General features: G+C 67.2%; 10 protein-coding genes. 5 read left to right on the top strand and 5 right to left on the bottom strand.

The features are described 5' to 3' along the window. Positions 1-164: 164 nt before the first annotated feature. Positions 165-1133: a LysR family transcriptional regulator gene (locus tag IB259_RS17170; RefSeq protein WP_119449706.1), complete on the top strand. Its 969-nt coding sequence runs from the start codon at positions 165-167 to the stop codon at positions 1131-1133. 90 nt (positions 1134-1223) lie between these two features. Here IB259_RS17170 and IB259_RS31105 read toward each other — a convergent pair whose 3' ends face one another. From IB259_RS31105 to IB259_RS17155, 4 genes are all read right to left on the bottom strand, one after another. Continuing rightward, entirely contained in the window at positions 1224-1352 is a 129-nt protein-coding gene (locus tag IB259_RS31105; RefSeq protein WP_255423380.1) for a hypothetical protein, read from the bottom strand. Between the two features lie 227 nt (positions 1353-1579). Then, positions 1580-2512: a sugar kinase gene (locus IB259_RS17165; protein WP_192329753.1), complete on the bottom strand. Its 933-nt coding sequence runs from the start codon at positions 2510-2512 to the stop codon at positions 1580-1582. Next, a complete protein-coding gene (locus IB259_RS17160) occupies positions 2505-3155 on the bottom strand; it encodes a bifunctional 4-hydroxy-2-oxoglutarate aldolase/2-dehydro-3-deoxy-phosphogluconate aldolase (protein WP_054457415.1) in 651 nt (216 codons plus the stop codon). The genes IB259_RS17165 and IB259_RS17160 overlap by 8 nt, the downstream gene beginning before the upstream one ends. A 22-nt stretch (positions 3156-3177) precedes the next feature. Next, positions 3178-3963, bottom strand: a complete 786-nt coding sequence (locus tag IB259_RS17155; RefSeq protein WP_175213826.1) for an IclR family transcriptional regulator — start codon at positions 3961-3963, stop codon at positions 3178-3180. Positions 3964-4205: 242 nt separating this feature from the next. Between IB259_RS17155 and uvrA the strand changes: the two genes are divergently transcribed. From uvrA to IB259_RS17140, 3 genes are all read left to right on the top strand, one after another. Further along, positions 4206-9965, top strand: coding sequence for an excinuclease ABC subunit UvrA (gene uvrA / locus IB259_RS17150; RefSeq protein ID WP_192329751.1), 5760 nt, complete (start codon positions 4206-4208; stop codon positions 9963-9965). A 5-nt stretch (positions 9966-9970) separates the two neighbouring features. Continuing rightward, a complete protein-coding gene (locus IB259_RS17145; RefSeq protein ID WP_192329749.1) occupies positions 9971-11107 on the top strand; it encodes an aminodeoxychorismate synthase component I in 1137 nt (378 codons plus the stop codon). Between the two features lie 96 nt (positions 11108-11203). Continuing rightward, a complete protein-coding gene (locus tag IB259_RS17140) occupies positions 11204-11836 on the top strand; it encodes an aminotransferase class IV family protein (protein WP_192329747.1) in 633 nt (210 codons plus the stop codon). Here the strand turns inward: IB259_RS17140 and IB259_RS17135 are convergent. Beyond that, positions 11833-12735 carry a LysR family transcriptional regulator gene (locus IB259_RS17135; RefSeq protein WP_054457424.1) on the bottom strand — a complete coding sequence of 301 codons (903 nt, stop codon included), beginning with the start codon at positions 12733-12735 and terminating at the stop codon, positions 11833-11835. The genes IB259_RS17140 and IB259_RS17135 overlap by 4 nt on opposite strands. Positions 12736-12945: 210 nt before the next feature. Between IB259_RS17135 and IB259_RS17130 the strand changes: the two genes are divergently transcribed. Continuing rightward, a complete protein-coding gene (locus IB259_RS17130; protein WP_054457613.1) occupies positions 12946-14205 on the top strand; it encodes an aromatic ring-hydroxylating dioxygenase subunit alpha in 1260 nt (419 codons plus the stop codon). Position 14206 lies beyond the last annotated feature (1 nt).

The following is a 14206-nucleotide window of genomic DNA, read 5'->3' as shown; positions in this document are numbered from 1 at the left end:
CGCCTGAAGTTTAGGGGATATGCTCGCGCGTACCGGCCCCATCGGCCTCAAATTTGCAATCAAATCTGACAAAAACTGCAATTCGCGGGACTTCGCGAAGCCGTAGTTGCCTTGGGACGCACTCCGTAGTGGCGTACACTCGGGCGGCCAAAACCGGAATGCCTATGGAAGCTTCGACCGTCCAGCTCAATGACATCGCCTTGTTCGTGGAGGTTGCCAAGCGCAAGAGCTTCAGCCTGGCGGCGCGCGCGCTGAACATGCCGACCTCGACTTTATCGCGCCGCATCAACGAGTTGGAGCGCGCCATCGGCCTGCGGTTGATCAACCGCAACACGCGCCGCCTCGACCTTACCGAAGCCGGCGCGGCCTATATGCGGCGCTGCCAGGGCCTGATCGACGAAGCCAGGTTGGCGCACGAGCAGCTGCAATCCCTGTCTGGCGGTCCGTCCGGCAACCTCCGGGTATCCATGCCCTACAGCCTGGCGATCTGGCTGTTGCCAGAAACCATCAATGATTTCACCGACCGCTATCCGGAAGTGGAATGCGAGTTCGACCTGAGCATGATGACGGCCTCCGACGCGCAAGGCACGCCGTTCGACATCGTGCTGCGCTTTGGCAGCAATGCGGATTACCCGCTGGCGTCGGCCAGCGCCGCCGATCTGAATGGCAACCGGGGCATGCACAGCGGGGCGGTCGTGCAGGAGCTGGTCTCCCTGAACAACTACCTGTATGCCTCCGACCGCTACCTGGAACGCTACGGCGAGCCCAAGACGCCGGCGGATCTCACCCAGCACCAGTGCCTGCGCACCACCATCGACGAGGCGCATTCGCACTGGACGCTGCGCCGCGGCGCGGTCAGCGAACGCGTGCCGGTCAGCGGCCACCTGGCGGCCAACAACATGAGCATCGCGGGCACCCTGGCGGGCCTGGATCTGGCGATCACGCGCATGCCGCATTGCCTGGCGCTGGAGCCCATCATCAAGCGCAATTCGCTCAAGCGGGTGCTGCCAGGCTGGTCGGTGGATCCGATCTCGATCTACGTGGTGTATCCGTCCAGCATCCAGCCGGCCAAGACCCGGGCCTTCATGGACTTCATCCGGCCCAAGCTCGGTCCGCCCCAGGACAAGAAATAGGCTGGTCCCCGCAGGACAAAAAAAAACCGCTCGGCGCACCGAGCGGTTTTTTTGATCTGGCCGAGCCTGGGCTGCGGCCGGACGCGTCACTTAGACGCGCTTGATCTTTTCCAGCATCTTGAAAACGCCCTTGGGCGACGTGACGAACAAGCGCTTGAAAGCCTTGCCCAGGCAACGACGTTCCAGGGTGTTGCGACGCACGCGTTTGCGTTCAGCCATGTTGATTCTCCTGTTGAATTTGCGGAAATGTTGCCCGCACAACCGGAAACTGGGCTGGCGGAAAATTCGGGTAACTTGGCATTTTAGCCTGAAATGCCCTGACGGCGCCAGCGACGCAAAAATGCGGCGTTTCCGCCACGTTCGCGCCTGAAGCACTCAAATGCGGGACGGAACGCCGCCCAGTCAGCCTGAATAGGCGCCCGCACCCGTCCAGGCCCCCTCTGCAATCAGCCGGCCAAGCTCTTCAGCCGTTCCAGCACCTGTTCCTTGCGCGGCAGCGGATCCACCGCGCCATAGCCCAGCGTGGACAAGGCCGCCGCGGCATTGGCGTAACGCACGGCGTCTTCCCAGGAGTCTCCCAGGCAACGGCGCGCCAACAGGCTGCCGGCGAAGCAGTCGCCCGCGCCGGTCGCGTCCACCGCATCCACGCGCAAGGCGGCCACGGGTACGCGGCGCTGGCCGTCGTCAATGATGGAGCCGTCCTTGCCCAGCTTCAGCACCACCACGCCGGTGGCGCCGGCATCGCGGATCCAGTCCAGCGTGCGTTCCGGATCGTCGTTGCCAGTGAGATGCTGCATATCGTCCATGCTGGGCAGGAACAGGTCGGCCGTGCGCATGGTTTCGCGCAGCACGGCGCGGGCGCGGTCCACCGGCCACAGGCGCAGCCGCAAGTTCGAATCCAGGCTGACCTGGACGCCGGCCGCGTGCGCGCGCTCGATGGCGGCGAACACGGTGTCGCAGGCGCTGGTGCTGATCGCCAGGCTGATGCCCGACACGTGCAGGTAGCGGGCGCGTTCGATCAGGCCCGAGTCCAGGCTGGCCGGCGTCATCAGGCTGGCGGCCGAGCCGCGGCGCAGGTAACTGAAGGCATGGCCGTCGGGGCCGTGCTGCACGAAGTACAAGCCGGTGTGGGCCTGCTCATCCACCTGCACGCCGGAGGTATCCACGCCTTCGGCGCGCCACAAGTCCAGGAACTGCTGGCCAAAGGCGTCGTTGCCGACACGCGTCAGATAGGCGCAGCTTGCGCCCTGCCGCGCGGCTGCGATGACGGCGTTGGAGGTGTCGCCGCCAAAGCCCTGCAGATACTGGCGCTGGTCCTGATGCGTCTGGTTCAGTTCGACCAGCGGCTCGCCCAACGCGACGATATCGAAATCAGCCATGGGCGGCCTCCCGGGTGCGAACGATCTGCGCCACCAGCGCGGCGGTGTCGCGGGCAGCGAAGGCCGCCTTGTCATAGAGGTTGCTGCCGATGCCGACGATGGCGGCGCCGGCGGCGAAGTACGAGCCCATGTTGTCCTGGGTGACGCCGCCCGTGGGGCAGAAAATGGTATCCGGATACACCGACTTGAGCGCGGCCAGGTGCTTGGGGCCGCCGGTGTCTGCGGGGAATATCTTCACCACGTCCACGCCCGCGCGGCGCGCCGCCAGCACTTCGGTGGGGGTAAAGGCGCCCAGCAGGCAGAGCGCGTCGGCCGCATGCGCCAGGTCGACGATGTCGGTGGCCAGCGCCGGCGACACGAGGAAGTCCGCGCCCGCGACCAAGGCCTCGCGCGCCTGGTGCTCGTCCAGCACCGTGCCCACGCCCAGCAGCAGCGCGCTGCCGTGCTTGTCGCGCAGCGCCCGCAGCAGGTCGGTGACGCCGGGGATGGTCCAGGTCAGTTCCAGCGTGGTGCAGCCGGCGGCCACCGCAACTTCGGCCGCATAGGCGGCGGTGGCGGCGTCCGTGTAGCGCAGCACGGGGACGACCCGGGAGGCCAGGAGGGTGGAGAGCTTGGAGGCAAGAGGGGCAGCGGTTGCGGTCATGGCATTCCTTGGGGGCAGACGGTCAGGCGCCGCCGGGCGATACCGGCAGGACGGCGAGTTTGGCCGCGGCGGCATCGCGCAGCCGCAGCAAGGGTTCGATATAGGCGGCTTGCGGGTCTTCGCGCCGCCGGAACAGCAGGGTACTGACGCTGACGCCCGCGATGGGCCGTCCGGCCGCGTCGCACAAGGCTACGCCGTAGCAGACGATGCCAGCTTCGTTTTCCTCGTCGTCCGTGGCGTAGCCGCGGGCGGCGGCCGCGTCCAGCACGGCGCGCAGTTCGGGCAGGCTGGTCACGGTGCCGGGCATGCGGGCAGTCAGCGGCAATTCGCGCAAGAGGCGTTCCCGCGAGGCTGGATCCAGCGCCGCCAGGTAAGCCTTGCCGACCGCGCTGGAATGCAGCGCCACGCTGGCCCCGACGCGCGAGGCCATGCGCACCGGACCGGGGCTTTCCAGCTTGTCGATATAGGTCATCTCGTGTCCGGCAGGCACGGCCAGGTGCACGGTTTCGCCGGTTTCATCGCGCAAGGCCTGCAGGTCGGGCGCCAGCGCCGCGCGCAGGTCGAACTGCGACCAGGCCCGGCTGGCCAGCGACATCAGGCGCGGCCCCAGGCGGTAGGCGCCGCCGGTTTCGGCCACCATGCCTTGTTCGGCCAGCGCCGCGACGATGCGGTAGACGGTGGGCCGGGGATAGCCGCAGCTGCGCGCCAACGACGCGGCCGTGGGCGGCTGGGGCGCATCCGCCACCGCCTGCAGCACCGTCATGAATTTGGCGAACGCCGCGGCGCCCGGGACCTTGGTTTCCAGCAAGTTTGTCTCCAGCTAATGGCCATATGCCTTTAGCAGTGAATCTGCAGAACGTGCAACGCCGACAGCGCGAATTTCAGACGAATCTGCGATACTGTTTATTTGTACAGCTAGTGAGTTCTTGTTTTGTCCACATATTGGACTCATGACTCACAATATAGTCAATTATTCCATATCGCCGCGCTCGGAACCAGCGATGGGTTGTCGCTCGGGCAGGCCTCTCCCCTCAGGCTACGATACCGTCCATGAGCTCCCAAATTCGCATCGTTGGCGCCCGCCAGAACAATCTCAAGAACCTGGACCTGACCATCGCCACCGGCGAACTGGTCGTCGTGACCGGCGTGTCGGGGTCCGGCAAAAGTTCGCTGGCCTTTGACACCCTGTACGCCGAGGGGCAGCGGCGTTATGTGGAAACTTTCTCGCCCTATGCGCGCCAGTTCCTGGACCGCATGGACAAGCCGCAGGTGGACCGCATCGAAGGCATCCTGCCCGCCATCGCCATCGACCAGACCAATCCCGTGCGCAGCTCGCGCAGCACGGTCGGCACGATGACGGAACTGAACGACCACCTGAAGCTGTTGTTCGCGCGCGGCGCCAAACTGTATTGCCGCGGGTGCGGCAAGGTGGTGCGGCGCGACACGCCGGATTCCGTGTACCACTCGCTGGCCGAACGCGCCGCCGCCGGCGATCCGCGGCTGGTGGTGACTTTTCCCATTGCCGTTCCCGCCAACTTCACCGAAGAGGAAGTGCGCGGCTTCCTGGAGCAGCAGGGCTACACCCGCGTGCACGCCGAGGAAAACGCCGCGCCGCGCACAGCCGCCCCGGCCAAGGGCTCCAAGAAGGCCAAGGCCGCAAAAGGCAGCACTGAATCACGCCGCATCCTGCACGTGGTGCAGGACCGCTTCCGCTTCGCCGGCACCGAACGCGAACGCATCATGGAAGCGCTGGACACGGCGCTGCGCATGGGCGCCGGCCACCTGGCCGTGTACGTCATGGACGCCGAGGGCGGCAACGCCCACATCTGGAAGTACAGCGACCGCCTGCATTGCGCCGACTGCGACATCGAATACACCGATCCCCTGCCCAGCAGCTTCTCGTTCAACTCGCCCCTGGGCGCATGCGAGGCCTGCCGCGGCTTCGGCCGCGTGATCGGCATCGATTTCGGCCTGGTCATTCCGGACGAAAACAAGACCCTGCTGGAAGGCGCCATCAAGCCCTGGACCACGCCGTCGTACAAGGAATGCCAGGACGAACTTCAGAAATACGCGCCCAAGGCCGGCGTGCCGCTGGGCGTGCCCTGGAAAAAGATGAGCGAAGAGCACAAGCGCTGGGTGCTCTATGGCACTCCCGACTGGAAGGGCGGCAACGACGCCTGGAAGCACCAGTGGTACGGCGTGCAGCGCTTCTTCGACTGGCTGGAAACCAAGGCCTACAAGATGCACGTGCGCGTGCTGCTGTCCAAGTACCGCAGCTACACGCCCTGCCCCACCTGCAATGGCGCGCGCCTCAAGCCCGACGCGCTGCTCTGGCGCCTGGGCACCAAGGAAGAAGCCGACACCGTGCTGCCGCCGGAAGACGGCCGCTACAAGCGCTTCATGCCGGTGAGCGCCAACTGGAGCCGCGAGCAGCTCGACAACCTGGGCGGCCTGTCCATCCATGACGTGATGCTGCTGCCCATCGAACGGGTGCGGACCTTCTTCGACACGCTGTCGTTCTCAGGCGCGCTGGACGCCGCCACCGACTTGCTCATGACCGAGGTGCGCGCGCGCCTCAAGTTCCTGTGCGACGTGGGCCTGGGCTACCTGACGCTGGACCGCCAGAGCCGAACGCTTTCTGGCGGCGAAGTGCAGCGCATCAACCTGACCACGGCGCTGGGCACCTCGCTGGTAAACACCCTGTTCGTGCTGGACGAACCCTCCATCGGCCTGCACCCGCGCGACATGCACCGCGTCGTCGAAGTCATGCACCGGCTACGCAACGCCGGCAACACGCTGGTGGTGGTGGAGCACGATCCGCAGGTCATGGTCGCCGCGGACCGCATCATCGACATCGGCCCCGGCCCCGGCGAACGCGGCGGCCAGATCGTCTTCGACGGTACGCCGGCCCAGCTGCGCTCGGCGCGCACGCTGACGGGCGACTACCTGGGCGGCCGCCAGCGCGTGGAAGCGCCGCGCCCCATGCCGGTGGCGGCGAACACGCCGCGCCTGCTGCTGGAAGGCGTCAGCGCGCACAACCTGAAAGACGTTTCCGTCGAGCTGCCGCTGGGCCGCCTGGTCTGCGTGACCGGCGTGTCCGGCTCGGGTAAGTCCACGCTGGTGCAGGACGTGCTCTACCCCGCCCTGCTCAAACAGAAGGGCAAGCCATCGGAAGCGCCGGGCGCCTTCGAGCGCCTGCTGGGCGCCGAACAGATCGCCGATGTGGTCATGGTGGACCAGACCCCTATCGGCAAGACCGCGCGCTCCAACCCGGCCAGCTACGTGGGCGCGTTCGACGCGATCCGCAAGCTGTTCGCCCAGGCACCGCTGGCGCGCGAGCGCGCCTACACGGCCGGCACGTTCAGCTTCAACGGCGGCGACGGCCGCTGCCCCACCTGCGGCGGCACCGGCTTCGAACACGTGGAAATGCAGTTCCTGTCGGACGTGTACCTGCGCTGCCCGGACTGCGACGGCAAGCGTTTCCGCCCGGAAGTGCTGGAAGTGCGCGTCGAGCATCTGGGCAAGAGCGCGTCCATCGATGAAGTGCTGGAGATGACGGTCAGCGAGGCGCTGGACTTCTTCAAGGGCCTGCGCGACGTGCAGACGGGCCTGGCGCCGCTGGCCGACGTGGGCCTGGAATACGTGCGGCTGGGCCAGCCCGTGCCCACCCTGTCGGGCGGCGAGGCTCAGCGCCTGAAGCTGGCCGGCCACCTGGCCGAAGCCGCGCGCAGCGGCATCTCCACCGCCAAGGTCGCCAAGAAGGGCAGCCTGTTCCTGTTCGACGAGCCCACCACCGGCCTGCACTTCGACGATGTGGCGCGACTGATGCGCGCGTTCCGCAAGTTGCTGGCCGCCGGCCACACGCTGCTGGTGATCGAGCACAACCTGGACGTGATCCGCGCGGCGGACTGGCTGATCGACCTGGGCCCCGAAGGCGGCGACGCCGGCGGCCTGGTCATCGGCACCGGCACGCCACAGGACCTGATGGACAACCCCAAGTCGCATACGGGCGCCGCTCTGCGCGACTACGAAGTCAGCATCCTGCCGGCCGACGTGGTGGTAAGCACCGACGCCGACGCGCAGGAAGTCGAGCAGGCCGGCCTGACGGCCCGCATCGCCGAGCCCGGCGAAACCTACAACGCGGACGTCGGCCGCCCATTGCAGTCCCTGATGCGCGAGCGCCGCCAGGCCAATATGGCGATCGAAATCCGCAATGCGCGCGAACACAACCTGAAGAACGTAAGCGTGGAAATCCCGCGCGACAAGTTCACCGTCATCACCGGCGTGTCCGGTTCGGGCAAGTCCACGCTGGCCTTCGACATCCTGTTCAACGAAGGGCAGCGCCGCTACCTGGAATCGCTCAACGCCTACGCCCGCGCCATCGTGCAGCCGGCCGGCAAGCCGGACGTGGACGCCATCTTCGGCATCCCGCCCACGGTCGCCATCGAGCAGCGCACCAGCCGCGGCGGACGCAAGTCCACCGTGGCAACGATGACTGAAATCCATCACTTCCTGCGCCTCTTGTACGTCAAGCTGGGCACGCAATACTGCCCGGATTGCAACGTGGCGGTAGAGCCGCAGAACACCGACCAGATCGTGGCGCGGCTGCTGCGCGAGCACAAGGGCGTGCACATCGGCCTGCTGGCGCCGCTGGTCACGGCCCGCAAGGGTTACTACACGGACCTGGCCAAATGGGCCGGATCCAAGGGCCACTCGCACCTGCGCGTGGACGGCGAGTTCATTCCCGTGGCCCCGTGGCCGCGCCTGGACCGCTACAAGGAACACACCATCGAACTGCCGATCGCGGACGTGGTCGTGGATCCGGCCAACGAGGCCGAGCTGCGCGCGGCGGTCAAGAACGCGCTGGAAAACGGCCAGGGCGTGATGTCCGTGGTCTGGCCTGTGAACAAGCTGCACGAGGCGCTGGACAGCGACCTCCAGCAGCAGCACTTCTCGGTCAAGCGCGCCTGCCCGTCCTGCGGCACCAGCTTCCCCGAACCGGATCCGCGCCTGTTCTCGTACAACTCCAAGCATGGCTGGTGCACGGGCTGCTACGGCACCGGCCTGCAGCTGCAAGGCTTCGATGAAGAGCAGACCGGCGAGGAAACCGCCTGGAACGCGTGGTACGAAGGAGAGGCCAAGGTCTGCACCCAGTGCGATGGCGACCGCCTGAATCGCGTGGCCCGCGCCGTGCGCTGGCGCGACAAGTCCATCGCCGAACTCGCCTCGCTGCCGGTGTCGGACGCGCATACCTTCTTCACCGGACTGGTGGCGCGCGGCCGCGAAGGCGAGATCGCCCGCGACATTCTCACGGAAATCCGCGGACGCCTGAACTTCATGCAGGAAGTGGGCCTGAACTACCTGGCGCTGGACCGGGCCGCGCCGACGCTGTCCGGCGGCGAAGCGCAGCGCATCCGCCTGGCCGCTCAGCTGGGCTCCAACCTGCAGGGCGTCTGCTACGTGCTGGACGAGCCGACCATCGGCCTGCATCCGCGCGACAACCGCATCCTGCTGGACGCGCTGGCGCGCCTGGAAGGCAACGGCAACACGCTGGTGGTGGTGGAGCACGACGACGACACCATCCGCCGCGCCTCGCACATCATCGACATCGGTCCGGGCGCGGGCATCCGCGGCGGCCGCGTGGTGGCCCAGGGCAGCGCGCAGGACCTGATCGAAGCGCCCGAATCGGTCACTGGCCGCTACCTGGCCAAGCCCTTGCAGCATCCTCTGCAAGGCCGCCGGCCGGTCGAGGCCGACACGCCCATGATCGAGATCAAGGGTGCGCGGCTGCACAACCTGCGCAGCGTGGACGCGAAGATCCCGGTCGGCCGCCTGAGCGTGGTGACCGGCGTGTCGGGCTCGGGCAAGTCCACGCTGGCGCGCGAAGTGCTGCTGGACAACCTGATGCAGGCCGTGTCGCAAGGCAAGGCGCCGGGCTGGGCCGGCTGCGACAGCATCAAGGGCTGGGAAGCCATCGACCGCGTGCTGGAAGTGGACCAGACCCCTATCGGCAAAACGCCGCGCTCCTGCCCGGCCACCTACGTGGGTTTCTGGGACGACGTGCGCAAGCAGTTCGCCGACACCCGGGAATCGCGCATGCGCGGCTGGACCGCGGCGCGCTTCTCGTTCAACACCGGCGACGGCCGCTGCCCGATCTGCGAAGGCCAGGGCATGCGCACCATCGAGATGAACTTCCTGCCGGACGTGAAGGTGCCTTGCGACGCCTGCAACGGCGCGCGCTTCAACAACGACACCCTCAGCGTGCAGATGCGCGGCAAGAACGCCGGCGAACTGCTGGCCATGGAAGTGGACGACGCCATCGGCTACTTCGCCGCGCATCCCAAGATCCATCGTCCCCTGCAGCTGATGCAGGACGTGGGTCTGGGCTACCTGACGCTGGGGCAGCCCTCGCCCACGCTGTCAGGCGGCGAAGCGCAGCGCATCAAGCTGGTGACCGAGCTGTCCAAGGCCCGTCTCACCGACGGTCTGATCAAGACCGGCCGCGCCTCGCGCATCCCGCATACGCTGTACGTGCTGGACGAGCCCACCGTCGGCCTGTCGATGGCCGATGTGGAAAAGCTGATCCACGTGCTGCACCGGCTGGTGGAAGCCGGCAATACTGTGGTGGTGATCGAGCACAACCTGGACGTGATCGCCGAAGCCGACTGGCTGCTGGACCTGGGCCCCGAAGGCGGCACGGGCGGCGGCAAGCTGGTGGGCGAAGGCTCGCCCGAACACGTCATGACCCTGAGCGACCATTCCCATACCGGGCGGGTCCTGAAGGAATTCCTGGCACATCAACAGCAGTAAGAAGCATGGAATGTCGCTTTGAAGACCGGCTGGCGGGCCGCGCGCTGCGATTCGAGGGCTTGTGCTCGCGGATCGAGGCGCGCTGCGCCGCCGAGGTCGCCCCGGCCCTGGCCGCCATCGAGGCGCAGCGACGGCAGGGGCGCTGGATCGCCCTGTTGCTGGACTACGAACTGGGCGAATGGCTGTTGCCCGAAGCCGCATTGGCGCCGCCCGCCGGCCCCTGGACGCCACCGCGCGACGACGCCAGGCCACGCCTGACGGCGCTTGCATTCGAAAGCAAGCACGACGAAGCGCTCTGGGACGCGCCGGATGCAGGCAGCGCGCCAGCCGCCATCAGCCTGCCCGCGCCGCGCATGACCGAGGTCGACTACGTGCGCCAGATCGAAGCCATCCGCGGCCTGATCGGCGACGGCGAGTTGTATCAGGTGAACTACACCCAGCCGCTGGACCTGCAATTCCAGGGCGACGCGGCCACCCTGTACCGGCGCATCGCCGCCCGCAACCCGGTGGCGCACGGCGCGTTCATCCAGGACGGCGAACGCACGGTGCTGTCGTTTTCGCCCGAACTGTTCGTGCGCCGCGACGGCCCGCGCCTGACCACGCGCCCGATGAAGGGCACGGCCCCGCGCGACCCCGATCCGGCCGAGGACGAACGGCTGGGCCAGGCGCTGCTGGCCAGCGAAAAAAACCGCGCCGAAAACCTGATGATCGTGGACCTGCTGCGCAACGATCTGGGCCGGCTGGCCGAGCCGGGCTCGGTGCGGGTCGACGCGCTGTTCTCGCTGGAGCGCTATCCCACCGTCTGGACCATGACGTCCACAGTGTCGGCGCTGGCGCCGCACGCCTCGCTGGAAGAGGTGCTGCGCGCGCTGTTTCCCTGCGGCTCCATTACCGGCGCCCCCAAGGTCGCGGCCATGCGCCGCATCCGCCAGATGGAAACAGCGCCGCGCGGCCTGTATTGTGGCAGCATCGGCTGGCTGGCGCCGGACGGCGACTTCTCGCTGAACGTCGCCATCCGCACCCTGGTGCTGGACCACACCGGCCACGGCATCTATAGCGTGGGCGGCGGCATCGTGCACGATTCCGACCCGGCCGAGGAATGGCAGGAATGCCATTGGAAGGCCCGGATCTTGCGGGCCTGAGGCCACAGTCCGGATGTCCGGCGCCCCTGCGCGCCGGCCGCCATCGGTAGTAGGATAGAGCGCGGCCGCAGCGCGCCTTTACGCCAGGAGAGTCCCATGCAACCCGAACTGATCGAGACCATCCTGGTCGATGCCGAACGACGCGTGCCACTGCTGGGGCGCCACCTCAAGCGTCTGGAAGCGTCCTGCAAGGCCCTGGGCTACGGCTGGGGAGGCCGGGCCGTCGAAGCCGACGTCATGATCACCGCGCTGGGCCTGGCCACGCCGGGGCCGCACCGGCTGCGCCTGCTGGTGGCGCGCGACGGCAGCCGCAACATCCAGACCGCGCCGCTGCCGCCCCTGCAACCCGCACAGGAAGCCATGCTGGCGCCCGAAGCGCTGCGTTCATCCGAACCGCTGCTGCGCTACAAGACCACCTACCGCCCCTGGTACACCAAGACCATCGAATGGCTACCGTCGCATCCGCACATCTTCGATCTGCTCTACCTGAATGAGCGCGGCGAACTCTGCGAAGGCAGCCGCAGCAACGTTTATCTGCGCCTGGATGGCGACTGGTACACGCCGCCCGTGGACAGCGGCTGCCTGCCCGGCGTGCAGCGCGCCGAACTGCTCGAAACGGGCAAGGTGGAAGAACGCGTCCTGACCCTGGCCGACCTGCATGCCGCCGAGGAAATCCGCCTGTCCAATGCGCTGCGCGGCTGGTTTCCGGTAACGCTGCGCGACACTTAATCCGCAAACTCGTCGACCACCACCTGCCGCAGCCACTGATTGGCGGGCTCGCGGTGATTGCGGGCGTGCCAGAACACATTGATGACGGACTCCGGGATCTTCACCGGACAGGGCGCGGTTGCCAGGCCGAACGGACCGCAGGCGCAGTCGGCAAAGCGCTGCGGCACCACGGCAATCATGTCGGTGGCGGCCAGCACCGGCCCCACCGCAATGAAGTGCGGCACCGTCAGGCGCAGGCGCCGCCGGATGCCGGCCTGCCCTATCACCTGGTCGACCACGCCGTGGCCCGTGCCTTCCGAGGCGATGGCCACGTGCTCGGCCGCGCGGAACTGCCGCGCCGAGACCCCGGTGCGCGCCAGCGGATGGTCGCGGCGGAAGATGCACACATAGGGCTGGCGGAACAGCAGCCGCTGGAAGAAGCCGCTCTTCAAATCGGGCAGGAAGCCCATGGCCAGATCGATGCGGCCGCGCTCCATCTCGTCCTTCACGTCGATCGAGGTGGTGCGCACGGTGCGCACCGTGACGCCGGGCGCGGCGCGGTCCAGCGCGCGCATCAGCCGCGGCAGGAAATAGGTCTCGCCCACGTCGTTCACGCCGATCACGAAGGCACGACCGCTATGCGCGGGGTCGAACGCGGCGCGCGCGTTCAGGGTGCTGTGCAGCGCCTCCAGCGCGGCGGCGATGGGCTGCGCCAGATCCTGCGCGTAGGGCGTGGGCACCATGCCGCGCGAGGTCCGCAGGAATAGCTCGTCGCCCAACAGCTTGCGCAACCGGCCCAGCGCATTGCTGACGCCCGGCTGCGAGATGCCCAGGCTCTCGGCCACGGCCGACACCCGGCCGTGCTTGCGCAGTTCGTTGAAGACGACCAGCAGGTTCAGGTCCACGTCTTGCAGGTTCATGGGCTGCCTCCACCAATATTGATTCTGGTGATTTATCTCATCAAGCAGATTCTATTTATTTATTTCACCTTCTGCCCGATGATGCAAAAAACGCCAGCGCCCATGCCGCGCCGGCTCTGCTGGATCGCGCCCGCGGTCCGCCGAACCAAGGAGACACGCCATGCGTACCTGTACGCTGTCCGCCGCCGCGCCCTGTCGCCGGAGCGGATCATGAACGCCCCCGAGCAGCCCATCCAATTCGCCCCGCGCTGGCAGGACGACGGATCCCACCGCATCCCCTTCGGCGTCTACACCGACGCCGCCCTGCATCAGCGCGAAATGGAGCGGTTCTTCTACCGCGCGCACTGGAGCTACGTGGGCCTGGAAGCCGAGATCCCGAACCCGGGCGACTTCAAGCGCACTGCGGTGGGCGAACGCTCTGTCATCTTGCTGCGCGACAACGACGGCCAGGTGCGCGTGGTGGAAAACGTGTGCGCCCACCGCGGCGTGCAGTTCTGCCGCGAACGTTCGGGCAACCGCAGCGAATTCGTCTGTCCGTACCACCAGTGGAACTACGACCTGCAGGGCAATCTGATCGGCGTGCCGTTCCGCCGCGGCGTCAAGCAGGACGGCAAGGTCAACGGCGGCATGCCGCCCGACTTCAACCCGCAAGAGCACGGCCTGACCAAGCTGGCCGTGGCCTGCCGCAACGGTGTGGTGTTCGCCTCGTTCGACCACGACGTCGAGCCGCTGGAGGATTATCTGGGGCCGGACATCCTGCATTATTTCGACCGCGTCTTCGACGGCCGCGAACTGGTGATCCACGGCTACAGCCGCCAGCGCATCCCCGGCAACTGGAAGCTGATGCAGGAAAACATCAAGGATCCGTATCATCCGGGCCTGCTGCACACCTGGTTCGTCACCTTCGGCCTGTGGCGGGCCGACAACCGCTCCGAGCTGAAGATGGACCGGCACTTGCGCCACGCCGCCATGATCTCGACGCGCGGCCAGGGCGGCAAGGGCAGCGTGACCAGCGGCGTGTCCAGCTTCAAGGAGCAGATGTCGCTGAACGACGACCGCTTTCTCGACATCGTGCCGGAGCCCTGGTGGAACGGCCCCACCGCCGTGCTGATGACGCTGTTTCCCAGCGTCATCATCCAGCAGCAGGTGAACTCGCTGTCCACGCGCCACATCCAGCCGGTGGGCCACGACGCCTTCGACTTCGTCTGGACGCACTTCGGTTTCGCCGACGACACGCCCGAGATGACGCGCCGCCGGCTGCGCCAGGCCAATCTGTTCGGCCCGGCGGGCTTCGTGTCGGCGGACGACGGCGAGGTCATCGAGTTCTCGCAATCCGGCTTCGAACAGAAGCCCTGGCACCGCAGCGTGGCGGAACTGGGCGGCAAGACCGCCGAAAACACCGACCACATGGTCACGGAAACGCTGATCCGCGGCATGTACGCGTATTGGCGTCGGGTCATGGAGGCCTGAC

Origin of the sequence: Achromobacter sp. ACM04 (assembly GCF_014851465.1) — a bacterium.
In the GTDB taxonomy this organism is placed as follows: domain Bacteria; phylum Pseudomonadota; class Gammaproteobacteria; order Burkholderiales; family Burkholderiaceae_B; genus Achromobacter; species Achromobacter aegrifaciens.
Note: the sequence above shows the minus strand (reverse complement) of the source record. Positions and strands in the feature narration are given on the sequence as shown.